Source organism: Lactonifactor longoviformis DSM 17459 (assembly GCF_900129135.1).
Classification (GTDB): domain Bacteria; phylum Bacillota; class Clostridia; order Lachnospirales; family Lachnospiraceae; genus Lactonifactor; species Lactonifactor longoviformis.
Genome location: NZ_FQVI01000019.1, coordinates 17,432 through 41,132, shown reverse-complemented (window position 1 = coordinate 41,132; position 23,701 = coordinate 17,432). Strand labels below are relative to the sequence as shown.

Sequence of the window (23,701 nt, the reverse complement as noted above, 5' to 3'; positions counted from 1 at the left end):
CAGACCTTTGCAGGAGAGGCAGACAGATGATAATAGGAAAAAAAGTGAGAAAAAACAGTATCAGTACCCGGCTTATGGTGTATTTTGTCGGGATCATTCTGGTTCCTATTGTCATCTTGTCTCTGACCATGCAGGCAGCGTATAAAAAGAGCATCATGGACCTGGCAGCGAATAATGCGAAGGATTCGCTGGATCTGATCAACTATAATATCGATCAGCAGTTTAAGTCTTATGACAGCCTGGCCTACTTTATTTCCAGAGACAGACAGATACAGGAAATCGGAGAAATTCAGGACATAGGCAGTTATAACGGTGATTCTGAAAGAAAAGAAAAAATGTACCGGCTGCTTAATTATTACCGCACAAGTGTGGAGCAGGTGGCCCGTGTGGTTATCTCCTATGAGAACGGTTTTCAGTACTCTACGGATCAGGAGGAGCTGATTTATGCAGAGGCGGAAGCGCAGCCATGGTACCAGCTGTGCAGCCGGGAACAGAAAACAGCCCATGTGCTTAATTTCAGGGCCAATGAACAGATTTACCAGGAGATGGAACCCAGGAACTCTGAGATGCTAATCGTGTGCCGGGGCATGTTTAACAGCAGGGGAGAATATATAGGAGCGGTAAGCGTAGAGATGTACAGTCAGGTGCTGGAGAGATCTATGTCCAATATCTTAAGCCGCAATGGGTCTTACGTTTATATCCTTAACAAAGAGGGAAAAACGGTCTACTCCCCTGTGGTAGGCATTATTCCTCAATTTAAGAAAGATAATATCCAGGTAGAGGTGTATAACCAGAGAAACCACTGGCAGATTATCGGAGTTGTTCCTATGACAGAATATTTGGGACAGATTAATACACTGAAAAGTCTCCTGGCGGTAATGCTGTTTGTGATTACCCTGATAATGGCTGTGGTGTCCATTCAGGTGGGAGGGTCTATTGTCAGGCCAATCCAAACGCTCAGGGCATTGATGAAAAAGGCGGAGGACGGCGATCTGACCGTCCATTTTGATGAGAGAGCACCGGAGGAAATCACGGAGCTGGGGTATGGCTTTAATGTCATGATTCAGCAGCTGAATAACTATGTAAAGCAAGTATATACAGAGCAGAAAGCAAAACGCAAGGCAGAGATGGAAGCTTTGCAGGCTAATATTAAGCCTCACTTTCTATACAATACGCTGGATACGATTCATTGGATGGCAAAGTCATACCACGCTGCAGATATTGTGGAAACTATAGATGCGTTATCCACCTTATTCCGCATCTCGCTGTCAAAGGGCAGGGAAATCATAACAGTGGCACAGGAAATACAGCATGTGACAAGCTATCTGCAGATACAAAAGGTGCGGTATGAGGAGATGATCTCCTATGAGATTCATGTGGCTAAAAACTGTGAAGAGCTGAAAGTACAGAAACTGATCCTGCAGCCTTTAGTGGAAAATTCCATTTACCATGGCATTAAAGAGAGCGGGGCGGCGGGAAAGATTACTATTCATGTATGGCGGGAACAAGACCAGATTTTTATGGCGGTTGAGGACAATGGGTTAGGAATGGCAGAGGAAAAGCTGGAGCAGGTTCGGGGCCTGCTGGAGCATTTTAAACCGGAGTCAAACGGTGCATACGGAGTGGTGAATGTACATCAGAGGATTGTACTGAATTATGGTAAACCCTATGGACTATATCTGGAAAGTGAACCAAACGGAGGGACAACTGCACTAATATGCCACCCGGTAATACAGGAGGACTGAGTATGCTGAAAGTTTTAATAGCAGATGACGAACCAAAGATCAGGCGGGGACTTGCAGAGGCGCTGCCATGGGAAGAGATGGGAATGGAAATATGCGGTTCTGCGCCTAACGGGGAATGTGCCATTCAGGAAGTATGTGCCAAACAGCCGGATATCTGTCTCATTGATATCTGTATGCCGCTTTTGAATGGGCTGGATCTGATTCAAAAAATATATGAGGAGCATCCGGATACCATCTGTATCATTATTACAGGATATGATGAATTTGAATATGCCAGGCAGGCAGTGCGGATGGGGGTTTTTGACTATATTCTGAAACCGGTAAATGAAGAACAGCTGAAAGATATTATAGACAGGGCAAAGGCTGTAATAACAGAGCGCAGAAATAAAAATGTGCACATGAGGCAGGCGGAGAAAATGCTGAAGGAGCATCTTCCCCTTTTACGGGAACGAGTGCTCAACCAGATTCTGATGGGTGCCCTGGATGCAGAGGAAATCAGGGAGGCCCTTTCCTTCCATGAAATCAGTTTTTCCGGAGATTTGTGTCTGTGGAGAATAACTCCGTCCGGCACGGATGACTTATTTATCCAAAAAGATTGGGACAGGCAGCTCTGGCAGTTTGTACTGCGGAATATCTCGGAGGAGGTGCTGGGATACTATGGGACTGTGTATACCTTTTTCGATGCCTTTGATCGATTGTTTCTATTTCTGGATATGAAGGATGAAAACCAGATGTATGCAGCAGATGCAGAGCTTAAGGCTGTGGTGAATGACTGTATGAAAACGCAGCTGCAGACCAGGGTGGCCAGAGCCGGAGGCCCTGAATCTATGTTTCTGATTTATCAGGGCTGGGAAGAAGAGGACAGGAAGCATTTGTCAGGTCTTGTATTGCAGGCCAGGAAGTTTCTTGAGGAAAACTTCAGTGATTCGGATGTCTCCGCCCAGCAGACTGCAGAATGGTGCGGTGTAAGCCCGGCATATCTCAGCCGTTTATTCCGGGCAGAGATGGGGACAACGCTGATAGATTATCTGACTAAGATACGTATGCAGAGGGCGCTTGTGCTGCTGGAGCAGACAGATTTGCGGATATATGAGGTGGCAGAGAAGGTGGGGTACAAGTCTCAGCATTATTTCTGCGCGGCATTTAAAAAGATACTGGATGTGTCTCCCACGGACTACAGGCAGAGCAGAGAAAGATAGGAGAGGACGTTAATGGGATTATTAGAACATAAAAGAGATCCGGCTACAGAGCAGACAGCAGCCGGTTATCCGGAACTAAAGGCAATGGGTACTACCTTTTTATTTACAGAGGATGAAAAAGAAATTCTAAGGAGGCTGGCCGGTCAGGTGGCAGAAATCTCTGAACGGCCGGATATGAAGGAGAAGAAAGAGCTGTGGAGGCTGCACAATGATCTGAAAACGGATCGGCCGGTTGTGTTTATCGATCCGGAAAACGGATGGAATGAGTGCATACCGGCCTCTACGCTGCAGTGCCGGGAACCCCTGGCAAGAGTTTGGGAGATGGCGCTGAGAAAGCAGATTTTCTGGGCAGAAAAAATGAGGGACGACAAAGTGATAGAACCGTATTTTGATGTTCCCTACAGCTATTGGGATTCCGGATGGGGAGTTCCGCTGGAAAAAATCGGGGGTGAAAATGGCGGCAGCTATATTGTCAAGCAGGCGATTGAGGAGTATGAGCGCGACTTCCAAAAACTGCATCACCCAAGATACACCATCGACTGGACGGAATCCGACCGGGTGATGAATCTGGCGCATGAGATTTTTGATGGTATTTTAAAAGTCCGCAGAAAAAATACCTGGTGGTGGACCCTGGGACTTTGCTGGGATTATGTAAATCTTAGGGGGATGGAAGATTTCATGTGTGATTTTATAGCAGAGCCTGAATGGGCCGAACGTATGCTGGATCTTCTGTGTGAAGGGAAGCTGCAGATGCTGGATGATTTGGAAAAAGGCGGCTTATTGGCCCAGAATACGGAGGGAACCTATGTGGGAAGCGGCGGATTCGGGTTTACAGATGAGATTCCCCGGGTGGAAGAGGGGCAGACGGTGACGACACAGGACATGTGGGGGTTCTGTGACAGCCAGGAGACGGTTTCTATGAACCCGGAATTGTATGGGGAGTTTATCCTGCCCAGACACAAAAAAATACTGGAAAGGTTTGCCCTTACCTGTTATGGGTGCTGTGAGCCTTTTGATCCCCGGTGGAGTTATGTGAAGCAGCTGCCCAACCTTAGAAGGGTGTCGGTTTCCCCATGGGCAGACTGGTCAAAAGTGCCGGAATATCTGGGAAAAGACTATATTGCCTCTGTAAAACCTATGCCCACCCCCCTTGCGATGCCTGTTATGAATGAGGATGTGGTGAGAAGAGACTGCAGAAGAGCGGTGGAGGAGACAAGAGGCGGGATCTGTGAATTTATAATGAAAGACAATAATACACTTGGAAATCAGCCGAAGAATGCCGTTCGGTGGGTAGAAATTATGCGGGAGGAGATTGCCAGAGTCTACGGATAGTGAGGAACCTCTCTGTTTACATTTTGTTGTATTTTTTATCTTCCTCTCTGTGGTAAAATAGCCTTAACTTGAAAAACAGAGGAGAGACAGAGATGAAAAACAGGATTCTGGTTGTGGAAGATGAAAAAGCAATCTCAGATTTGATCTGTATGAACCTGGAGGTGGCCGGATATGAGACTCTCCCGGTTTACGAAGGAGACGCCGCGGAGCAGGCACTGTGGAATGAGAAGGAGCTGGATCTGGCCCTTGTGGATATTATGCTGCCCGGCCGGAATGGATTTGAGTTAATGGAATGCTTTAAAAAAAGGGCAATTCCAGTCATATACCTTACGGCTATGTCAGATGTTGCTTCTAAAGTAAAAGGCCTTCGGGAGGGGGCTGAGGATTATATTGTAAAGCCCTTTGAGGTGCTGGAGCTTTTGGTGCGGATAGAAAAGGTCCTGGAGAGGACCGGACGGCAGAAGGAGGTACTAAGCTTCGGAGGGATTGAAATTAACCTGGACAGCCATCAGGTAAGAAAAGACGGGGAGTGTGTCATCCTGAAACCCATGGAGTATGATCTGCTTTTGCTGCTGGTAAAGAATAAGAATGTGGCGTTTACCAGAGAGCAGCTGCTGCTGCAGGTGTGGGGCAGTGACTATATGGGGGAGACCCGGACTGTGGATGTACACGTGGGCCAGCTGAGAAAGAAACTGGGTCTGAAGGACCAGATAAAGACCATTCCCAAGCTGGGATACCGCCTGGAGGATAGTGAATGAAGCTTTGGAAAAAGATATCCATACTAACTACAGGCATACTTCTGCTGGCTCTGGGGATCTGCGGGAGCTTTACCATTGTCCGGATGGGCGGCTACAGCATCGGGCAGAGAGTGTTTAATGAGGGAAAGCAGATGGAGGGCGTGGGATACGCCTTTGAACAGTTCTGCAAATCCAATGAACTCCTGGAAATGAGCGGTACGGTAAAAGCATCTTTTCTGGACTTTCAGTTCAGGAAGTGCTGCGGGAAGGATTATGCTCTGATACAAAATAGGGAGCCTGTGATAAATCTCACAGAGTTTCAGGTGTCTGATACAGGGATTCTGGACAAGCTTAGCCCCTGGGACAGCAATCATCCGGATTATGAGATTCAAAAGCTGAATCACAGGTACATTCTCCTAATGGCCAGGCCCGTGGAGGGAATGGAGGAAACGTATATTCTGACGGCAAAGGATATTACCCAGGTTTTTACAGGGATTGAAAAGCAGGCGGTGCTGTTCGGAGGCGTTTATCTGCTGGTATCATTTCTGGCAGCAGCCGGCATTGGCATTCTGACCCGGCTTGCCCTGAGGCCTCTGTACAATCTGGAGAAAGCATCCCTGGCCATCAGCCGGGGGCAGTACCAGGAGCGGGTCCCCGTAACTTCCCGGGATGAGATTCAGGTGGTGGGAGAGGCTTTTAATCAGATGGCGGAGCAGGTGGAAACACAGATTACCCAGCTGCAGGAGATTACAGAAAAACAGAAGATGCTTTTGGGGAGTCTGACCCACGAATTAAAGACGCCCATGACCTCCATCATGGGGTATGCGGATACGCTGCTCCATGTAAAGCTGCAGGAGGCGCAGAGAGAGAAGGCCCTCTCCTATATTTACCAGGAATGCTGCCGCCTGGAACGGCTGTCCGGCAAGATGATGAGCCTCACCGGACTTTATGTAAATGATACGATTCATCTGACTCTTGGCTCTGTGGAGGAATTGTTTCAAAGGGTTGCCCATGTGGAGAAGGAACACCTCCGGGAGAAGGAGATACAGTTTTCCATGGACTGCCGGATGGAGAAGATCCCCATGGACAGCGATCTCATGGAAAGCCTGCTGGTAAACCTTGTGGATAATGCCATCAAAGCTTCCAGGCCGGGAGGCAGTATCTGGATGGAGGCAAAGGATCACAAGATCGAGGTGATCGATGAGGGGAGGGGAATCCCCCCGGACGAGGTTTCAAAGGTAACAGAGGCTTTCTATATGGTTGACAAGGCGAGAACTAAAAAAGAGGGCGGGATTGGACTGGGGCTTGCCCTGTGCAAAGAAATTGCCCATATCCACAAGGCCAGCCTTGAAATCGAGAGCTCTCCCGGCTGCGGCACGGTAGCCCGTATTCTTTTTACAGACGCTTACAATTTATTTACAACTTCCTGAATACTTTGAATGTTCTTGCTGGTATGCTGGGATGAGAAAGGAGGAAGTGTATGAGCAGCAGATGTATAAATAAGTTTCTTGCGGGAGCCGCGTGTGCGGGAGTTCTTGTGACAGGGCTTCTGGGATGTTATCAGACTACCAGTCAGATGACGGTTACAGAGAAAAAACAAAATGAGGTGCAGGGAGGTGCCCAAAGCCAAAACACCGCGGAGGAAAAGGGGGAGAATGTATCTACAGTAAAAGGGCAGGTACAGGCCCCGGAGAGGTATCAGACTTCTTTTGAGACAAATGAGGGGATGTTTCGGGTTGAGGCGGATGCGGATATCTGGGTGCCGGAAGCTGAGAAGATGGAGATAAGACCTGTAAAATCAGGAGATATCAGTCAGGAGGATCTGGACAGGGTCACAGGGGTGCTCTTTCAGGGACAGCCGCTGATGCAGTATCAGGATGAAAAACAGGCGGGAGAGATGACCAAAGAGGAGTGTGAGCGATATATCCGGCAGCTGGAGGCGTTGAGAGACAAAGCGGATTCCGGGGTGAGGGAGCGTCTGGACAGCGAGATAGAAGCGTACCGCAAGAGAGGCGAGAAGGCACCGGCATCTGTGGAGATGAAGGAGGTTCCCATCGAGATACCGGAACCTGCAGACGGGGCGAGCCTGGAGGGATATGTCACCATAGGGGATAAGGAATATGAATTTCAAATGGTAACAGTCAACGATGAGGGTGAGGTGCTTCAAAAGATAGGATTTTATGACAGGACAGCCAGGTGTGCCGAGTACTTTACGGAGTCCAGGGTCTCTGATCAGGAGGGGGATTTTTCCATGGAAACTCCGTCTGAGACAATCATTGGGGAGGGCAATGCCCTTCTGGAACAGCTGGGCTATGAAGGCTTTGCCCTGGCGCAATTGGAGTATCAGAAAGCGGCCAGCCCTTATTTTGAGGAGAAAGACGCAGAAACCGGCCTCGTCCTTCACTATACCAGGGAAATTGACCAGATCCCGCTCCTGTATTACCGGGAAGCGGGCAAATATGCAACCTCCCTGACTTTGAGAGAAGACAGGAAGAGCGAAGGAGGGATCGGATTGGGGGAGGGGAGCTCTGCCAATCAGAAGATCTGGCAGCCGGAGGAGATTTCCATCCTCTACACCGATGACGGCCTGCGGCGGGTCTTGATTAAAAATCCTTATGTTGTTGAGGCAGGAGCCGGTGAGGCAGTTTATCTTCTGCCCTTCCAGGAGATAGCTGAGGTATTTCAGCGTATGATAGGAGAGAAATATAAAAGCTATCAGGAACAGAACATTCAAGCCTCTGCGCAGGTGCAGCAGATAAAACTCGGGTATGTAAGAACTGCGGAGGACGCGGATGGCCAGGAGGGCAGACTGGTCCCCGCATGGATCTTTTACGGGAGTATGGAGACTGTGTATCCGGAGGAGGGGGAGTATCTTTTATCCCAGGCAGGCTTTCACAGTGCGGCTCAGGCCCTTTTGATCATCAATGCCATGGACGGTACGGTAATCGATGCCCCGTGACAGCCGTTATTATAAAGGGCCTTTTGGCCGGCTTACGATTTGTATTGAATTTCTGGCATGATATTGTATAATATCCATAGATAGGACAGAATGACAGCATACCACAGAGCGGGGGTATTATGGGCCAGAAGGGAAATACAACAGAAGAGGCGTTGGGGTACAGTCTGAAGAAGCTGATTCTTAAGATGCCTTTTGAGAAGATTACAATCCGGGATATCACAGAGGAAGCAGGTCTGATGCGGCCTACCTTCTATAATCACTTTAAGGATAAGTATGACCTTTTAGAGTGGATTTTTACAGAGGAAATAATACAGCCGGCAGAAGCCCTGATTGAGAGCAATATGATGGAAGAGGCAGTCCGTCTGATGCTGAGGCGAATGGAGATGGATCTTGACTTTTACAGAAAAGCCGTACGGATTCAGGGACAGAATTCATTTCAGGATATAATTTTCCAGGCATTCCGGGACATTATGAAAAGGGTGCTGGAGAGTAAAATGAAGGGAAAGCATATGGCCAACCGTCTTCTCACGCCGGATTCTATAGCAGAGTATTACGCGGCGGTCAGTTCTTTTGTAATAATACGGTGGATTAAGACAGAGTGGGAGGTAACGACGCAGGAGGTTGCCCAGGCGTATACTATGCTGGTGGCAGAGCCCCTGGATGAGATGATTCGGGAACTATATAGCCATACATGACAAATAGTCAGATTTGTCATTGAAAAGCGACAAAATAGTGTTGTTGTCATTATAAAGAAAACATTGGAAAGAGATTGAATATTAACATGTTCAGTCTCTTTTTTTATAATTAAAGGAAGATATAATTCTATTGTCCGGAAAGAGGTGGTGTGAGGTGGGGACAGTTGTAGTGTGGTTCCTTGCCCTGGGTCTGGCCCTGCATATATTCGAAACCACTATGGAGATTGGAGCTACCCAGGAAAACTGGGGAAAAAAGAAGGCTCTTGTCATGGGGGTTTTGTATGCGGGCGTGCAGCTGCTTTTGATGGCTCTCGGGGGACTGGCGGCCTGTCTGATGCAAAAGCTTCCGGCCGTACATATCAGTGGAAGATTCTGTCATTATTCGGCAGCTTTGCTGCTGCTGATGATTGCGGTGCGGCGGTTCCGGAATGGGACAGACAAGGCAGGGTTTCTAGAGCGCAGGGAGGATCCTCTGTCTGTGAAGGGATGCATCCTGAGATCTGTGAGAACGGGGCTTGAGGCAGTTATTATAGGAATCTGCCTTTACTACGGGAACGGCGGCGCCCTATGGGGCGGTATCTGTGTATTAGGCTTGTCTGTTCCCGGGGCTGTGGGAGGATTCCTGTACGGATATTGGCTGGGGGTAAAACAAAAGAAAGTGGTATGCCTGACGGACGCGGTATTCATGACACTGGCGGCTTTGGGGATTTTTATGTAGGGTAGGAGGGAAAAAATATGACAGTAACGAGAAAAATGGAACGGGCAGCAGTGGGAAAGACAATCGATGAAGTGCTCAAATATGTGAACAAAGACAGAGAGAAACATCTTTTGAATCTGGTGGATCTGGTAGAAAAGCTGGCCGGAGATATGTTTCAGGAAAAAACCTATGCAGGGGCCAGAGCCCTCATTCAGCAGCAGGATGGAAAGTGGATGGGATATATTAATTGTCTTCTGGATGAAGTAAATCCCCATGTGCTCAGGACGACTGTGCTGAATCTGGGATACGAAGCTGCCTTTCAGGGGACGAAGACCATACGAAGGATGAGAAAGGAGCACCAGTGCAATATTCCCTGGGTTATGCTTCTGGATCCCACCAGCGCATGCAACCTTCACTGTACGGGGTGCTGGGCGGCTGAATACGGGCATAAGCTGAATCTGTCCTATGAGCTTTTAGACAGCATAATTACCCAGGGCAAAGAGCTGGGCGTTTACTTCTACATGTATACAGGGGGAGAGCCCCTGGTGAGAAAAAAAGATTTGATCCGCCTGTGCGAGAAGCACAACGACTGTGCATTTCACGCATTTACCAACGGAACTCTGGTGGATGATGACTTCTGCAGGGAGATGGTGAGAGTGGGGAACTTATCCCTGTCTTTGAGCCTGGAGGGGTTCGAGGAGGTAAACGACGGGCGGAGAGGAAATGGAATCTTTCAGAAGGTGCTGGGAGCCATGGATCTGCTGAAGAAGTACGGCCTGATTTTTGGTACTTCCATCTGTTACACCAGAGCTAACGTCCAGACTGTCACCTCAGATGAATTCCTGGATCTGATTATTGGGCACGGCTGCCGCTACAGCTGGTACTTTAATTACATGCCTGTGGGCAATGCGGCGGTAAAGGAACTGATTCCCACGGTGAAACAAAGAGAGTATATGTACCGCAGAATCCGGGAGATCAGAGGCAGAGAAGGGGGCAAGCCAATCTTTGTCATGGATTTCCAGAATGACGGGGAGTTTGTAGGCGGCTGCATTGCCGGGGGCAGGAACTACCTGCATATTAATGCCAACGGAGATGCAGAACCTTGTGTATTTGTTCATTACTCCAGCGCCAATATAAAAGAGGTTTCTCTTCTGGAGGCTCTGAAGCAGCCGCTGTTTATGGCCTACAGAGAAAACCAGCCCTTTAACGGGAATCATCTCCGGCCCTGCCCGATGCTGGAGAACCCGGAGATCCTCCAGAGGATGGTGCACGAAACCGGGGCCAGGTCTACCGATCTGCAGTCGCCGGAGACTGTGGAACACCTCTGCGGCAAGTGTGTGGAATATGCCAGAGAATGGGGCGTAAAGGCTGAGGAATTGTGGGAGGAAAATCCTCACCACAGAGAATATTTCCAGAATTATAAGGAAACCTATAAATAAAAATACAGGCTTTGGACGGGAAGGGGTGGACGGCTGATTATTATGTGCCCTTTTTGGCAAGCATTGGATTTGCCCTGCGGCTTAAAAGGGACTGATCTGCTCCTGTTGGAATTCTCAGACTTTTGTGGTAAGATAAAAACAACACAGAGTAGAAAGAGGGCATGTATCAATGGGGCAGCTGGTTGATTTTACCATGGAGAGAGAGGGGCTTGTGAAACCAGGGGACAGGATCGAATTAAAAGAGGACAAAGCAAGTACCATGTCCGGGCTGATGTATTATTATACCATTAAGGATGCGGTTGCAATGTCGGGCAATTTGAGAAAACCCCTTGCGAAGCTGAGCGGCACGGTTACCCAGGTGGTTCCGGAGACCAGTGTGTATATGGTAACCGTAGAGATTGACGATGAGTAAAGAAGAAAAGTTCCGGGTGCCGGAAACAGGCGGAGGGTGCACAGCGTGTGCATCCTCTTTTTTTGACCATAAAGAAGTGATATATCATAAAGAAGACAGAAATATTGAATTTTACAGCAATAATAAATAAATTGCATTTATAAGTAGTATGTGATATATTAGAAGAAAAATTTGTAAGCAGAAAGGAGAAGGAACATATGGTGAGTGCAGAAGAAAAACTGAGGCGCCACAGGGCGTTCTGGGCGGGAGAGACGGGGAATAAACCTTTGGTGATTGTGCGGATTGGGGACTTATTTTTGAGCAGAAGGTTTGAGGCTATGCTTCCTTTGCTGGAGCGGGGGCATGAAATCACACCGGAACAGATTGTGGTCGAAGATTTTTTGACGGATTATGAACGTATGTTTCTGGAGGCGGAGGCTGTTAACCAGGATGGATTCTTTGCGGCCGAGCCTTGTACAGGACTTCCGTGGATGGAGGCAATCTTTGGCGCCAGAATAGTTGGAGAAACGGTTAGTGTGATCACAAGGCCAGTGATTGGAGAGCCGGGGGATATAAAGGGGATAGAAGACAAAGAAAGGAACCAGTGGTACCAGAAGTACCTGGAATTTTCGGAAAAACTGACGTCGTTTGCCAAGGGACGGTTTCCGGTATGCCAGCCTATTTTAAGGGGCGTGACAGACACCGTGGGAGCCTTAATGGGGCAATCGGAGATGGCCTATGCACTGATGGATGAACCGGAAAAAGTAAAGGCTGCATTTTTCCGGGTAGCGGAAGCTCTCCGAATGCTTATCAGGGATCAGTATAAGGTGACAACCTCTTTTTTAGGGGGCAGGAGCATAGGATTTTATCATATATGGGCTCCCGGAAGAGTAATCTGGTACCAGGAAGATCTGGCTTCCCTGATGTCTCCGGCGCATTATCAGGAGTATCTGTATCAGACTTCCTGCAGAATTGTTGAGGATTATGAGTATTCGCTGGTACATCTTCATCCAGCCAGCTTTTTGCATCTGGACGGGATTCTGCAGGTGGCTAATTTAAAAGCAGTCCAGCTGAATAAAGATCTGACAGGTCCTTCTGTGGAAGAAATGCTGCCCCAGTGCAGAGCTGTACTGGAAGGAGGAAAGAACCTTGTTCTGGGAATGGGACCCTTTACAAAGGGAGATATCGACGCAATCTATGAGGAACTGCCTCATGAGCGGACGGCGCTCAACATACTGGCGGACAGTGTGGAAGAGGCCAATGAATTAATTGAATATATTGACTCAAAAGATTGGGAATGTGAAATATTACATAAATAAAAAAGGATAAAGAATTGTACAGTATTACTGAAAATACATGGAAAATATGAGCAAAAATGGACATTGACCCATGGAGCAAAAAGTATTATATTGAATATAGTGATATATCAGACGCGAATAAATCACTACAGGAGATGTAATATGACATCAAAGGAAAGGGTAATGGCGGCATTGAATCATGAAGAGGCTGACAGGGTGCCGCTGGATATTGGAGGAATTAATAATTCTACCATGCATGAACAGATTGAGAAGGCATTGAAGGTAAAACTGGGGCTGAAAGACAATGGGACTATCATAAAAGCAGTTCAGCAGGGGGTTGTTGTGCCGGATGACAGCGTGGTGGAGTATTTTGGAGGTGATACGTGTTCCCTGTACATTAATGAATCCCGCCCATGGAAGGACAATGGGGACGGCACCTTTACAGACATGTGGGGGGTGGGACAAAAGCTGAATCCGGATGGGTATTATTATAACATGTGTTTTCACCCCATGGAGCAGGTGGAGGAGCCGGAGGACTTGGAGGCTTTCACCTTTCTGCCGCCTACAGAGTACATGGTAGAAGGGCTGACAGAGAGGGCGGAGGCTCACAGGGATAAGTGCTGTATTCTGGAGGGGCTGCGGGAGCCTATGTTTGGCCTTCCCTCCTGGCTGAGAGGAAATCAAAATTATTATATGGATCTGCTTGCCAATGAAGAACTCTCGGATGCCCTTCACGAGAAGATTCTGGCATATTATCTGGAACTGATTGATTTTATTATGGTGCGCATAGGGGATAAGATTGACATTGTAAAAGTGGCGGATGATTTGGGGGCACAGGACGCGCTGCTGATGTCCCCGGAGACGTACAGAGCCAGGGTGAAGCCTTATCAGGAACGGCTTTACAGCTATATAAAGAAAAAGTATAAGAAAAAGCTGCTGCTGCATTGCTGCGGGGCGATTGAACCTATTATTGGCGATCTGATTGAAATAGGGGTGGATGCCCTGAATCCGGTTCAGATATCAGCCAGAGGTATGGATCCGGAGACACTGAAGAAGAAGTATGGAAGAAAAATTACTTTTTGGGGAGGTGGAGTGGATACACAGAGCTGTCTGAACCTGGGGACAGCAGAAGCGGTAAAAGAGCAGGTGAAAACAAATCTGGAAATCTTTAAGCCTGGAGGCGGCTATGTCTTCTCACAGGTGCATAATATTCAGCCGGGAGTGCCTCTGGAAAATATTCTGACTATGTATGAGGTTTTCAGGGAGAATTGTCAGTATAAGTAAAATGGAATGGAAATGGTGTGCAGACAGGCTGCTGCCTGAAGACAGATTGTCTTCGGGCAGCAGCTTATTGTTTTGAAGATAAATTGCCGGCTAGAAAAAATTGGATAATATTACAGTGATATATTATAAAAAGAAAAAATGGGACTGAGAAGCAGGTGAAACATATGGATAAAACGCACAAATATATTTAATAATAACTATGTATATATAACAAAATGTAGTAAGAGAAAAAGAATACCGAGAAAAATCATTGACACAGTGGGCTTGAGTGTATTATGATGTAATTGCGTCTGATATATTAGAAAAACACAAAAACATAACATATAAGGAAATTACGACAGGTATTCTGTACATTTCCTTTGGGAATCAGAAGAAAAGGAGAGCATATATGAAAACAAAGATTTTAAGCCTTTTTATGGCTGCAGTGTTAGCTGCAGGTATGTTGGCCGGATGCGGAAAAAGTTCTGATGACAGCTCTGGGGGAACAGAGTCAAATACATCAGAGGCAGAAGAAGAAACAGATAAAAAGTCAGATGGAGAACCGGTGGTATTGAAGATTGCAACTATTCTTACCAGCGGAGAACCGGCGGTAAACCAAATGGAGGCATTTGCAGAGCGTGTGAATGAGAGGTCTCAGGGCTCCCTGGAAGTGCAGGTATATGCTAATTCGGAGCTTTATGCAAATGCACAGGATATCGTAGAGGCGATTACCAGAGGGGGGAATATCATTGGATTTTTCGATCCAGCTCAGATGTCTGATTTTGTACCGGATTATGCGGTTATGAATGCCCCGTATTTGTACAATGCCCCGGAGGATATAGAGAAAGTGGGATTATCCGATTATGGGCAGGAGATGGTGGAACATGCGGCCGAAAAGGGAGTACGTGTTCTGGACAGCATGACTACATATTTTGGAACCAGACAGGTTATTAGTAAAAAGAAATTTACCAACCCGGAAGAGTTTAAGGGCATTATGTGCCGTGTGCCTACCACCCCTCTTTGGGTAAAGACTATTGAAGCCATGGGAGGAAATCCCACAACCATAGCTTTCAGTGAAGTCTATAGTGCAATCTCCCAGGGTGTGGCTGATGCGGCTGAGAACCCTCTTCCAAGTATCTATGCAGCCAAGCTCCATGAAGTGGCTCCCTATGTAATGCTCACCGGCCATATGATTGCTCCGGGCGGACTAGAAATGTCTGAAGAGTTCTTCCAGAGCCTGACAAAAGAGCAGCAGACCATTCTAACAGAAGAGGCACTGGCATTTGCGAAGGGAACAACGGAAGAAGTATTAGCTGCTGAAAAGCAGGTAAGAAAGGAAATGGAGGAACAGGGGGTTGAATTTGTAGAAGTAGATACAGAGGCGTTTGCTGAGACATGTAAAACTGTGTATACAGCATTTCCTGAATGGACAGACGGCGTTTTTGACAGGGTGAAAGAAATTGTGGACAAAGAGTAATCAGGCTTGAAACAGTACCTGTATGTTCGGCGGCCGGACAGGCATGTCTGGCCGCCATTAAAATTTGAAAGAAGGAGATTCAAGATGCAGAAAAAACTGAAAATTTTTTTGGCTAATCTGGAAGAGTTTATCGCAGGTTTCTTTCTCGTTCTGCTGATTGTACTGACCAGTTCCAATGTTATATTACGCCTGGTATCCGGAAAGTCCCTGCCGTGGGCAGAAGAGATCTCTTATGCCAGCTATGCCTGGGTAGTGTTCGTTGGAGCGAGCGCGGCATTTAAAAGAAAAGGACACAGCAGTATCGATTTGCTGGTCCAGCTCTTTCCAAAGAAGATGGAGAAAGGGGTGGCAGTATTTACTACAGTGGTTGAGATGGCAGCGATAGCGGCTATAGCATATCTGTCAGTGAATCTTTCCATTGCAGCTGTTGCCAAGCTTACACCGATTCTCCATATCCCATATACTTACGTAGATCTGTCTGTTGTATTTGGCTTTTTAATGATGCTTCTGCATTGCATCAAGCAGATATATAATATTTTTAAATATGAAGATTATAACAGCAGGCCGCTGTATGCCAGCCTTATCAATATAGATCCGGTACAGGATATGACAGATGAGATTACAGCTTTACAGGGAAAGGAGGGGGAGTAGAAGATGGCATTTTTACCTCTGTTATTAATGTTTATACTTTTTGCGATAAATGTACCGGTTGCTTTTTCACTTGCCATATCAGGCATGGTATATTTTATCTTCTTATCAAATGATCTTCCCATGGACTTACTGATTCAGGCAATTATGAGCAGCACTACATCCTACCCAATGCTGGCAATTCCTTTCTTTATTACAGCAGGCGTTGTGATGTCCTATGCCGGGATTTCCAAAAAATTAATGGATATGGCGGAAGTGCTGACTGGACACATGCAGGGAGGCCTGGGACAGGTAAATATTCTTCTGAGTGTCTTTATGGGCGGTATCTCAGGCTCACCCATTGCGGATTGCGCCTTCGAGGCAAAGGTTTTGGTTCCTGAGATGGAGAAGAAAGGCTATTCCAAAGCATTTTCATCTGCATTGACAGCGGCATCTTCTGTAATCACGCCGATTATTCCCCCTGGCATATGCCTGATTCTGTACGCTACCGTAACGAACCAGTCCATCGGCGATATGTTTATGGCAGGTTATATACCGGGAATTCTAATGGGAGCGGCACTGATGATTACTGTGTGGAGAATTTCCAAAAAACGTGGTTATCTGCCGTCCAGAAAGACCAAAGCATCCTGGAAAGAGGTGGGAAAACAGGCAAGAAGTTCTGTATGGGCCCTCATTATGCCTTTTGGCATCATTATGGGGCTCAGGCTGGGATGGTTTACCCCCACAGAATGCGGAGCTATCTGTGTGATCTACTCCGTATTTTTAGGGATTTTCATTTATAAAGAATTAAAAATAAAACATATTCCGCGAATATTAATCGAATCTGTACTCAGCACGGCATCTGTTATGTTTATCATGTGCTGTGCGGGCTTGTTTTCAAAATACCTGAACTGGGAGCAGATTCCCTCTACGGTATCAAACTTCCTGCTTGGACTTACAGACAATAAGTATGTATTTTTGCTGATTGTAAATGCCCTGCTGCTGTTTATGGGAATGTTTTTTGATGCCAATGCCGCACTGGTGATCTTTCCTCCCCTGCTGGCGCCGGTTGCTCAAAAGCTGGGAATTGATCTGGTGCAGTTCGGGATTATTATGTGTATGAACATTACCATCGGCGGAGTGACACCTCCATTTGGCATTCTTATGTTCACGGCTGCTAATATAACAAAGGTAAAGGTGGGAGAATTTATCAGGGAGGCGCTGCCTCTGCTGGGAGCTCTGATTGCAGTACTGCTCCTTGTAACCTATATACCTGGGATCTCGCTGTTCTTAATCAGGCTGTTCGGATAGGAGGAGGATATATGTCTCGGTACTATGAAGAAGTTTCGGTTTTGGGCGACAGAAAATTAATAGAGGAGGCTGCGGGCCGGTATCTGCAAAAAGAAGGATTTCAGGAGATGGGAGAAGAGGGACTTTGGGGAAAGCTTTACAGTATTACAGGGGGACCGCATTTTATTCAGCTGACCATGGGGGAAGGGCGTGTGGCTGTCCAGGCCTGGATAAAAATTGCACTGCTGCCCAGACTCTGGATCGGTGAAATGGGGCTCAAAGGTCTGTACGGATTCCTTGCAAAACGGCAGATGAGACGCCGCCTGGAGGAACTGGAGAAAGTAATGAAGGGTGTGTAGCATAAAATGGAGAGAATGCAGTTTCGTATAGATACAGGAAACGGTGCCAGAGAGCTGATATTGGATAGAAGGAATTTTTTATATTATGCAGCCCAGAAGCTGGAAGAAAATCCGGTGCCGGAGGAACAGGTAATTGAAGAAGCCATTGACCGGCCCTTGGGAGGGGCATCTCTGGAGGATATCCCTCTGGGCGGAAAAGTAGCTGTTATTATAGACGATGCTACCAGACCCACTCCCTCCCGGAAGATTATTCCGTATCTTCTGAAGCGGGTAGAACAGAGAAGCCGGAATATAATATTTATAACAGCTCCTGGAACTCACAGGCCTCTGACGGAGGAAGAACTGGATAAAAAGATAGGAAAAGATGTGCTTAAAAAATACGGTGTGGTCAATGTGGACGCTCAGAGGGAGGAGGATTATCAGTACATCGGTGAGACAGAACAAATGAAAACTCCTCTATATATCCACAAAGCCGTCCTGGAGGCAGACTATCTGATAGCTATCGGGAATATCGCTCCCCATAACGTAGTGGGATGGGGCGGAGGTGCCAAGATCATTCAGCCAGGAGTCAGCGGCAGGATTACAACAGAGGCCACCCATCTGTCAGGCTGCTTTGAACGGATCGAGGATGTATTCGGAAATGTAAACTGTAAGGCTAGGCAGGAGATTGATGCCATCGGAGAAAAGGTGGGACTGAATTTTATTGTGAATACAGTCTTAAGCGCCCAGGGGCAGATTCTGGGATTATTCTGCGGCCATTATCTGAAAGCCCACAGGGAGGGAGTCGCTTTTGCCCAAAAGGTCCTGTGCCCCTCCATTCCGGAACTGGCGGATATTGTGATTGTCTCTGCATACCCCTGTTATCTGGACTACTGGCAGGGATTCAAACCCGTAGGATTTTCACTGAAGGGGGTTAAAAAAGGAGGGATTGTGATTTATCTGTTTGACCCGCCGGAAGGCCTCTGCGGAAATTCCCCTGCTCATAAGCCTATCCTGGAGAAGTATCTGAATAAGGACGAGAAGACAGCCAGAAAAGATATTGAAAATGGAACCATCCGGGATTTGGTGGGGATCTGCAATCCTCTCTGCCATTATCAGGTAGTGGAACAGGTGCAGGTATTCTGTGTTACAGATACCTTGACAGAGGATGAGTGCCGCCTGCTGAGATTTCAGAAATTTACCGATGTGCAGGAGGCGGTGGCTAATGCCCTAAAGATTATGGGGCAGGACGCGAAAATCGGGGTTATTCCCTGCGGGGGTGAGACCCTGGTGCAGGTGAGACGAGAATGAGAAGTTTGGCCTGCAAGGATGGACGTGAGAAAGATTATATGGTAAATTAATGAAAAAACAAAGTTAATCACTGGAGGGGTTGTATGAACGTTGGTGCTAGAAGAGACGGAGAAAGTCATGCAGAGTATGCATACCGTATCATGCGGACAAATATACTGGATCTGACTATGAAGCCTGGAACTGTAATTAATGAGGGAGATATCGCGGAACAACTGGCTGTAAGCAGGACACCGGTTCATGAAGCGGTTCTGAAACTGAAAGAGGAATTCTTAATTGACATAAGGCCCAGGAAAGAATCCAAGGTCTCCTATATTGATATTGATATGGTGAATGAAGGCTTCTTTATAAGAAGAAATCTGGAACCGGCTGCCATGAAAGCCGCTATGAAGCACATCGGCCCGGAATACCGGAAAAAGCTGATGGAGAATCTGAGGACACAAAAGGAGATTATTGAGATGGGAAGACTGGAGGAGTTTCTCACCTGTGATGATGAATTCCACGAGATTATCTATATTGCAGCCAATAAGCCTCTTACCTTCAGTGTGGTACAGCGGATGGGGTCCCACCTCACCCGGATGCGTTATCTGATTCAGATTTTTAACTGTTATGATTTTATACCTGTAAGCTTTCGGGAGCATGAACAGATGTACGAGATGCTCACCTTTGGAACTGCGTCGGATTTCAGTATTGATGATTATGTGATACAGCATATCAAAGGATTCCAGGATTATCTGCCGAAGATTGTAAATGAATACAGAGATTATTTTAAATATTTGTAGAGAAAAAGCGTCGCCCAGGGACCAGGATATGGTTGGGACGGCGTTTTTACTTTCTTTTATATATTGCGGCTGCCTGCACAGACACCAAAGGACAATAATATGGCATAATTATCAGATGCAAAGAAAATCAATATCGATTATACTTATGATAGCATACATGGTGTGATATCTGCAGATTGCAACGGAAATCAAGATTCTATTATATAGAAATAGGGGAAATGATGAAGAGCTTGCTGTATAATTTATTTACGGTACTGGTTATTAACTTGTATTTTGAGATGGGGATGGGAATTTTGTATTGTAATCACATAAACGTTTATCCGAGGAACAAGTGTATATATCCTAAATATAATGTCAGGTTTAAACTCTTTGGATATACAAAGAGGAATACAGTAAAAGGGGTTCCAAGAGAGTTGTTCTTTTTTAAGCTATATCTGTTAATGAGCAGCGGAGCGGTATTTGTTTGTGGGATATACTTCTTTTGTAAAGAACTAAAGTACTTTACTAAAGTGATGCAGGGCTACTGCATTGCTGCACTGTTTTTTTCTTTACTCTGTATCGCAATCTTTGAAAGAACAGTACTGCTCTATCAATATAAAAAGCTAACAATAAGAAACTTTTTTTATCTGCTATTCCTTAGTAAGAGAAGGAGAGCAAAGAGATATATAGGGGAAGCGCAGATTGCCAGTACTTATAAAACCAGGAGAAGAACTTACGCAACTGTTGTTTGTAATAATAAAGAGTATAAAAATGTTGTTGTGGAGGCAGAAACTCCTCCACTAGTATTATATAAATTATTAGATGTTTTTTGGGTAGAAAGGAAAGAAGAAAAATATTTTGTTTACATAGAGGATATTATGCGTGTAATGCTTGAAAAAAAGAAGGATTATAAATACTACCTGAGAGTTTCAGACCTGGAGATAGTTCCTGTCTTTGAAAACTATGAGCAAGTAATAGAAAACTCTGATAATTATATACTTATACCGCATTTACTTAAAAGGGCATGGGATTACGAGGAGGGGGACTTGAACTATTCTATTACTGACCGGGATATGAAGGCTGTAGAAAGATGGTGCTTCTCGAATAAAATCCGTTACTGTTATAGAGTAATGTATCAGTCTATGCCTCTGCATTAAATATTTTGGGGATGTTATAGGAGTACCTATGATAATTTTAAAAATTATGAGTTTTATCTGTTTGTATGTATTGTGGGAGCATCGTATATCTGAAAATTACTTTGAAGTGATTAACAGATACCCGCCTCGAAGCTGCATAAATGTATTTTCTTGGCTGAGGCGTCTGCTTTGGGGATATACAAGACGATGTACAGAAAAAGGAATTCCTGTGGAATGTTTTATTTCTGGCATTTTAAACAGATTTTGTTTTTTGTATTTTATTTTTAAGTGGATCTGGAATAAATCCGATAAGGAAACATTTGAGGACTGCATAGGTGATTATATTATTATATTGGTAGTATTTGTAGTGCTGTATAGTATGAGCCTGTCAGTACAATTGTTTAGATATGAATTTAAGAGACTAAATATGAAAAATTATAAGCATTTTTTGCATATTCTGGACTATGAGATACCTAAAAATTACTTAGGAGTAGTAGGCGTAAAGAAAATTTATAAACGTAATAATAGAAAATATGCAGTTGTAAGAGGACAGGCAGATAATTATACTTATCATAATGTAATACTTCCGAACGGTACCGACACAGACGTTCCGTTGGCTCTATTCGAACGTTGTTCTGTCATGTGGGTGGAGAAACCTGATAAAGAAGCTTTATATATAGAAAAGATTATAGAGGCCATGTTGTCAAAAGATGCGGAACATATTTACGTCGTTGACAGGACTGAACCGAATTTATTTTCTGCAGACAGGGAAAACAAAGAATACTATGCGGAATCTGACCGCTTTGCAATAGTTCCAAGGGTTGATAAACTAGAAACCAGAAGATGGGCTTTAGGGATGTATGGAGACAAAACTGCTCAATATGCGGAAGCCTGGTGCCGTAAAAATCAAATAAAATATAAATATGAAGAGATGTTTCGATACATGTCACATTATTGATGTTTTACAAGGGGTGGAAAAGAATGGAAATTCTTATTTTTATATTTGTATATGTAGCAGGGTATTATACAATTGCAGATACTTATGTTCTGTTTATTAATCAGTATCCTTATGATAAATGTATTACGATAAACAAAATGAGATTTTTGCTATTTCCGTATTCTAAAAGAAATACAAGCAAAGGCATTCCCCGGGAAATGGCAGCAGCATGTATTATACAAAATATTCTACTGTTTTGTGTTTTGGGAATATGGCTGATAAATATGTGTGTATATAAAAGTCATAGCTACATGATAGGCCTTATATACTTCATATCAATTGGTTTATTTGGATTCATTATAGCTACTGCCGTAAATTTGGAAATATTTTTTGACTACTACAAACGAGTAAATAGAGATAATATAAAATACCTGTTTCTTGCATGTATAAATTCCCCAAGGGCATTCAAAATCAGAAAAAAGTTAAAAAGTGAAGTAGAAGTCCTGGAAGTTACGGCATGCGGCAGGAAGGGTTCGAAGGCAAAGATTCGTGTAGAAAGAAGCAATGACATAATAGAATGTATCTTATTTTTACAGAAAAATGGGGAGCCGTATTATCTTTATGAGAGATGCGGGGTTTTATGGGTAGAAGGTAAGGAACCAAATTATGTATTTATAGAAGATTTAGTAGAAAAAATGACTATAAAACGAAAGTATAGAAAACAGGAACAGTTTTTTATAAGAGTGTCTGATTGCAAAATAATCAGGTGTGCCAGAGAAGACATTAAAAGTGCACTAGCAAGTATTTTTATCGAAATCCCCTATATAAATAATAGCAATTATATAAGCACTGAGGATGTTTGCTGCCTCGCAAATTATGAAGAATGCGTGTTTGCAGAGAAGTGGTGCAGAAAGCGGGGGATACCCTATGCTTATCGGCAGGTTTCACATCATATGGTTAAGTTCTAAAAATATTCTGTATATAAAGGACAACAGATTCCCATTTGGAGGTGCATAAAATGCTGCCATATATACTGACAGTACTAGTGTTCTGGTTTTTATTCTACTATGCTATTGCGTTAGAATATTTTCGTGTCATTAACATTTACCCAAAAGAAAAGTGTATGAATATTGGAAATAAGCGGTGGAGTTGTTACCCGTATACGAAAAGAAATACATATAGGGAAATACCCGCTGAAGTTATCTGGGGGAATAGATTTATGGCTGCGTTAACAGTGATAACGCTCTTTTTATTCCTGGTGAAAGAAGACAGTAAGGTTACATTAGTAGAAAACTATATTCTCTTTTTAGGTGCTATATATATCATTTGTATGATAAGCATGAATTACCGGGCTTTTATACACGTATGTAAGAGGATGACTATAAAAACGTTGAATATGTGGTTAACTAATAAAGAATTAATACGAAAGGAATGGAAAGCAATAGACTTGATTTCTGTGTATAAAAGAAACAATAAAACTTTGGCTGAAGTAAAAATAAAAGACAATGATATAGTTCTCAGAGATGTCATATTAGACAGTGTTAACCCGGAAGATTTGCAAAATAATGAATTCACGGTAAAAGAAATGGGAGGGGTATGCTGGGTTGAGCTGGAAAGGGGCAAAGAGTATTGTTATATAGAAGATATTGCAGATGCGATCGTAGAACAGGAGGAAGATGTCTCTTACTATTTAAACATAGTGGAATTTTCTCTGACTCCCTATTTTCATAATTATGATAGTATAGCGCTGGGAAATAAAAATATGATTCAATTGCCCAGGGTGAGTAAAGATTGGACAATAGATGAAAACTTTGAAGCCCTGTGCAAAATAGCTGAGAAATGGTGCCGCGCAAACAATATCCCTTATCAGTACAAAGAGATGGACCAGATAATGTCAATACTTTGAGAATCAAGCCATTCATCGCCTGCTTTTTGAAAGCGGCAGCCGGATATGTCCGGCTTTTTTTGTCCAAAGACAGCCAGGCAGGGGGACAACAGACTATAGACAATCCCATGGGTAATTCGCTATAATGGGAATAGTTAGTAAAAAGGGTTTGGCTATGGAACGTTGA

The 23,701-nt window shown here is 44.9% G+C and carries 23 protein-coding genes; all 23 read left to right on the top strand.

Going from position 1 to position 23,701, the window contains the following annotated elements; translation table 11 throughout:
* Window positions 1–26 precede the first annotated feature (26 nt).
* The 23 genes from BUA56_RS15625 to BUA56_RS15520 all read left to right on the top strand — a co-directional run bounded on the left by BUA56_RS15625 (window position 27) and on the right by BUA56_RS15520 (window position 23,535).
* Complete coding sequence (locus BUA56_RS15625) at window positions 27–1,745, top strand: cache domain-containing sensor histidine kinase (RefSeq protein ID WP_072853388.1); 1,719 nt, start codon at window positions 27–29, stop codon at window positions 1,743–1,745.
* A gap of 2 nt (window positions 1,746–1,747) precedes the next feature.
* Entirely contained in the window at window positions 1,748–2,944 is a 1,197-nt protein-coding gene (locus BUA56_RS15620; RefSeq protein ID WP_072853386.1) for a response regulator transcription factor, read from the top strand.
* Between the two features lie 12 nt (window positions 2,945–2,956).
* A complete protein-coding gene (locus BUA56_RS15615) occupies window positions 2,957–4,276 on the top strand; it encodes a hypothetical protein (protein WP_084068000.1) in 1,320 nt (439 codons plus the stop codon).
* Between the two features lie 92 nt (window positions 4,277–4,368).
* Window positions 4,369–5,034, top strand: a complete 666-nt coding sequence (locus BUA56_RS15610) for a winged helix-turn-helix domain-containing protein (RefSeq protein ID WP_072853384.1) — start codon at window positions 4,369–4,371, stop codon at window positions 5,032–5,034.
* Window positions 5,031–6,443 (top strand): sensor histidine kinase, encoded by a 1,413-nt coding sequence (locus BUA56_RS15605; protein WP_072853382.1) that lies wholly within the window; start codon window positions 5,031–5,033, stop codon window positions 6,441–6,443. The genes BUA56_RS15610 and BUA56_RS15605 overlap by 4 nt, the downstream gene beginning before the upstream one ends.
* Before the next feature lie 50 nt (window positions 6,444–6,493).
* Window positions 6,494–7,972, top strand: a complete 1,479-nt coding sequence (locus tag BUA56_RS15600) for a DUF6034 family protein (RefSeq protein WP_072853380.1) — start codon at window positions 6,494–6,496, stop codon at window positions 7,970–7,972.
* A 119-nt stretch (window positions 7,973–8,091) separates the two neighbouring features.
* Window positions 8,092–8,667 (top strand): TetR/AcrR family transcriptional regulator C-terminal domain-containing protein, encoded by a 576-nt coding sequence (locus BUA56_RS15595; protein ID WP_084067998.1) that lies wholly within the window; start codon window positions 8,092–8,094, stop codon window positions 8,665–8,667.
* A 154-nt stretch (window positions 8,668–8,821) separates the two neighbouring features.
* The gene (locus BUA56_RS15590) at window positions 8,822–9,385 is read left to right on the top strand and encodes a hypothetical protein (RefSeq protein ID WP_072853376.1); all 564 of its coding nucleotides are present in this window, start codon (window positions 8,822–8,824) and stop codon (window positions 9,383–9,385) included.
* A gap of 17 nt (window positions 9,386–9,402) precedes the next feature.
* Window positions 9,403–10,803 carry a radical SAM/SPASM domain-containing protein gene (locus BUA56_RS15585; RefSeq protein WP_072853374.1) on the top strand — a complete coding sequence of 467 codons (1,401 nt, stop codon included), beginning with the start codon at window positions 9,403–9,405 and terminating at the stop codon, window positions 10,801–10,803.
* A 169-nt stretch (window positions 10,804–10,972) separates the two neighbouring features.
* Window positions 10,973–11,215 (top strand): hypothetical protein, encoded by a 243-nt coding sequence (locus tag BUA56_RS15580; RefSeq protein WP_072853372.1) that lies wholly within the window; start codon window positions 10,973–10,975, stop codon window positions 11,213–11,215.
* Complete coding sequence (locus BUA56_RS23435) at window positions 11,208–11,345, top strand: hypothetical protein (RefSeq protein WP_207650944.1); 138 nt, start codon at window positions 11,208–11,210, stop codon at window positions 11,343–11,345. Before BUA56_RS15580 ends, BUA56_RS23435 begins: the two co-directional genes overlap by 8 nt.
* A gap of 67 nt (window positions 11,346–11,412) precedes the next feature.
* Window positions 11,413–12,513, top strand: a complete 1,101-nt coding sequence (locus tag BUA56_RS15575) for a uroporphyrinogen decarboxylase/cobalamine-independent methonine synthase family protein (protein WP_072853370.1) — start codon at window positions 11,413–11,415, stop codon at window positions 12,511–12,513.
* A gap of 141 nt (window positions 12,514–12,654) precedes the next feature.
* On the top strand, window positions 12,655–13,776 hold the full coding sequence (locus BUA56_RS15570) for a uroporphyrinogen decarboxylase family protein (protein WP_072853368.1): 1,122 nt from the start codon (window positions 12,655–12,657) through the stop codon (window positions 13,774–13,776).
* 388 nt (window positions 13,777–14,164) lie between these two features.
* Window positions 14,165–15,232 (top strand): C4-dicarboxylate TRAP transporter substrate-binding protein, encoded by a 1,068-nt coding sequence (locus tag BUA56_RS15565; protein WP_103710766.1) that lies wholly within the window; start codon window positions 14,165–14,167, stop codon window positions 15,230–15,232.
* A gap of 84 nt (window positions 15,233–15,316) precedes the next feature.
* Window positions 15,317–15,883, top strand: a complete 567-nt coding sequence (locus tag BUA56_RS15560) for a TRAP transporter small permease (protein WP_072853364.1) — start codon at window positions 15,317–15,319, stop codon at window positions 15,881–15,883.
* A 3-nt stretch (window positions 15,884–15,886) separates the two neighbouring features.
* Window positions 15,887–17,170, top strand: a complete 1,284-nt coding sequence (locus BUA56_RS15555) for a TRAP transporter large permease (RefSeq protein ID WP_072853362.1) — start codon at window positions 15,887–15,889, stop codon at window positions 17,168–17,170.
* 11 nt (window positions 17,171–17,181) lie between these two features.
* Complete coding sequence (locus BUA56_RS15550; protein WP_072853360.1) at window positions 17,182–17,508, top strand: hypothetical protein; 327 nt, start codon at window positions 17,182–17,184, stop codon at window positions 17,506–17,508.
* Between the two features lie 15 nt (window positions 17,509–17,523).
* Complete coding sequence (locus BUA56_RS15545) at window positions 17,524–18,798, top strand: lactate racemase domain-containing protein (protein WP_158641014.1); 1,275 nt, start codon at window positions 17,524–17,526, stop codon at window positions 18,796–18,798.
* A gap of 83 nt (window positions 18,799–18,881) precedes the next feature.
* Window positions 18,882–19,577, top strand: coding sequence for a GntR family transcriptional regulator (locus tag BUA56_RS15540; RefSeq protein WP_072853356.1), 696 nt, complete (start codon window positions 18,882–18,884; stop codon window positions 19,575–19,577).
* A gap of 221 nt (window positions 19,578–19,798) precedes the next feature.
* Complete coding sequence (locus BUA56_RS15535; RefSeq protein ID WP_072853354.1) at window positions 19,799–20,713, top strand: hypothetical protein; 915 nt, start codon at window positions 19,799–19,801, stop codon at window positions 20,711–20,713.
* Window positions 20,714–21,119: 406 nt separating this feature from the next.
* Entirely contained in the window at window positions 21,120–21,650 is a 531-nt protein-coding gene (locus tag BUA56_RS22815) for a hypothetical protein (RefSeq protein ID WP_139249499.1), read from the top strand.
* 23 nt (window positions 21,651–21,673) lie between these two features.
* Window positions 21,674–22,597 carry a hypothetical protein gene (locus BUA56_RS15525; RefSeq protein WP_139249498.1) on the top strand — a complete coding sequence of 308 codons (924 nt, stop codon included), beginning with the start codon at window positions 21,674–21,676 and terminating at the stop codon, window positions 22,595–22,597.
* Between the two features lie 155 nt (window positions 22,598–22,752).
* The gene (locus tag BUA56_RS15520) at window positions 22,753–23,535 is read left to right on the top strand and encodes a hypothetical protein (protein WP_207650943.1); all 783 of its coding nucleotides are present in this window, start codon (window positions 22,753–22,755) and stop codon (window positions 23,533–23,535) included.
* Window positions 23,536–23,701 lie beyond the last annotated feature (166 nt).

Bases quoted from the DNA above. Each gene is read 5' to 3' on its own strand.
- BUA56_RS15600 (WP_072853380.1), top strand. From the start codon at position 6,494: ATGAGCAGCAGATGTATAAATAAGTTTCTTGCGGGAGCCGCGTGTGCG.
- BUA56_RS15565 (WP_103710766.1), top strand. From the start codon at position 14,165: ATGAAAACAAAGATTTTAAGCCTTTTTATGGCTGCAGTGTTAGCTGCA.
- BUA56_RS23435 (WP_207650944.1), top strand. From the start codon at position 11,208: ATGAGTAAAGAAGAAAAGTTCCGGGTGCCGGAAACAGGCGGAGGGTGC.
- BUA56_RS15520 (WP_207650943.1), top strand. From the start codon at position 22,753: ATGAATATTGGAAATAAGCGGTGGAGTTGTTACCCGTATACGAAAAGA.
- BUA56_RS15545 (WP_158641014.1), top strand. From the start codon at position 17,524: ATGCAGTTTCGTATAGATACAGGAAACGGTGCCAGAGAGCTGATATTG.
- BUA56_RS15580 (WP_072853372.1), top strand. From the start codon at position 10,973: ATGGGGCAGCTGGTTGATTTTACCATGGAGAGAGAGGGGCTTGTGAAA.
- BUA56_RS15610 (WP_072853384.1), top strand. From the start codon at position 4,369: ATGAAAAACAGGATTCTGGTTGTGGAAGATGAAAAAGCAATCTCAGAT.
- BUA56_RS22815 (WP_139249499.1), top strand. From the start codon at position 21,120: ATGAAAAATTATAAGCATTTTTTGCATATTCTGGACTATGAGATACCT.
- BUA56_RS15535 (WP_072853354.1), top strand. From the start codon at position 19,799: ATGAAGAGCTTGCTGTATAATTTATTTACGGTACTGGTTATTAACTTG.
- BUA56_RS15555 (WP_072853362.1), top strand. From the start codon at position 15,887: ATGGCATTTTTACCTCTGTTATTAATGTTTATACTTTTTGCGATAAAT.
- BUA56_RS15595 (WP_084067998.1), top strand. From the start codon at position 8,092: ATGGGCCAGAAGGGAAATACAACAGAAGAGGCGTTGGGGTACAGTCTG.
- BUA56_RS15540 (WP_072853356.1), top strand. From the start codon at position 18,882: ATGAACGTTGGTGCTAGAAGAGACGGAGAAAGTCATGCAGAGTATGCA.
- BUA56_RS15585 (WP_072853374.1), top strand. From the start codon at position 9,403: ATGACAGTAACGAGAAAAATGGAACGGGCAGCAGTGGGAAAGACAATC.
- BUA56_RS15525 (WP_139249498.1), top strand. From the start codon at position 21,674: ATGGAAATTCTTATTTTTATATTTGTATATGTAGCAGGGTATTATACA.
- BUA56_RS15615 (WP_084068000.1), top strand. From the start codon at position 2,957: ATGGGATTATTAGAACATAAAAGAGATCCGGCTACAGAGCAGACAGCA.
- BUA56_RS15625 (WP_072853388.1), top strand. From the start codon at position 27: ATGATAATAGGAAAAAAAGTGAGAAAAAACAGTATCAGTACCCGGCTT.
- BUA56_RS15560 (WP_072853364.1), top strand. From the start codon at position 15,317: ATGCAGAAAAAACTGAAAATTTTTTTGGCTAATCTGGAAGAGTTTATC.
- BUA56_RS15605 (WP_072853382.1), top strand. From the start codon at position 5,031: ATGAAGCTTTGGAAAAAGATATCCATACTAACTACAGGCATACTTCTG.
- BUA56_RS15620 (WP_072853386.1), top strand. From the start codon at position 1,748: ATGCTGAAAGTTTTAATAGCAGATGACGAACCAAAGATCAGGCGGGGA.
- BUA56_RS15570 (WP_072853368.1), top strand. From the start codon at position 12,655: ATGACATCAAAGGAAAGGGTAATGGCGGCATTGAATCATGAAGAGGCT.
- BUA56_RS15550 (WP_072853360.1), top strand. From the start codon at position 17,182: ATGTCTCGGTACTATGAAGAAGTTTCGGTTTTGGGCGACAGAAAATTA.
- BUA56_RS15575 (WP_072853370.1), top strand. From the start codon at position 11,413: ATGGTGAGTGCAGAAGAAAAACTGAGGCGCCACAGGGCGTTCTGGGCG.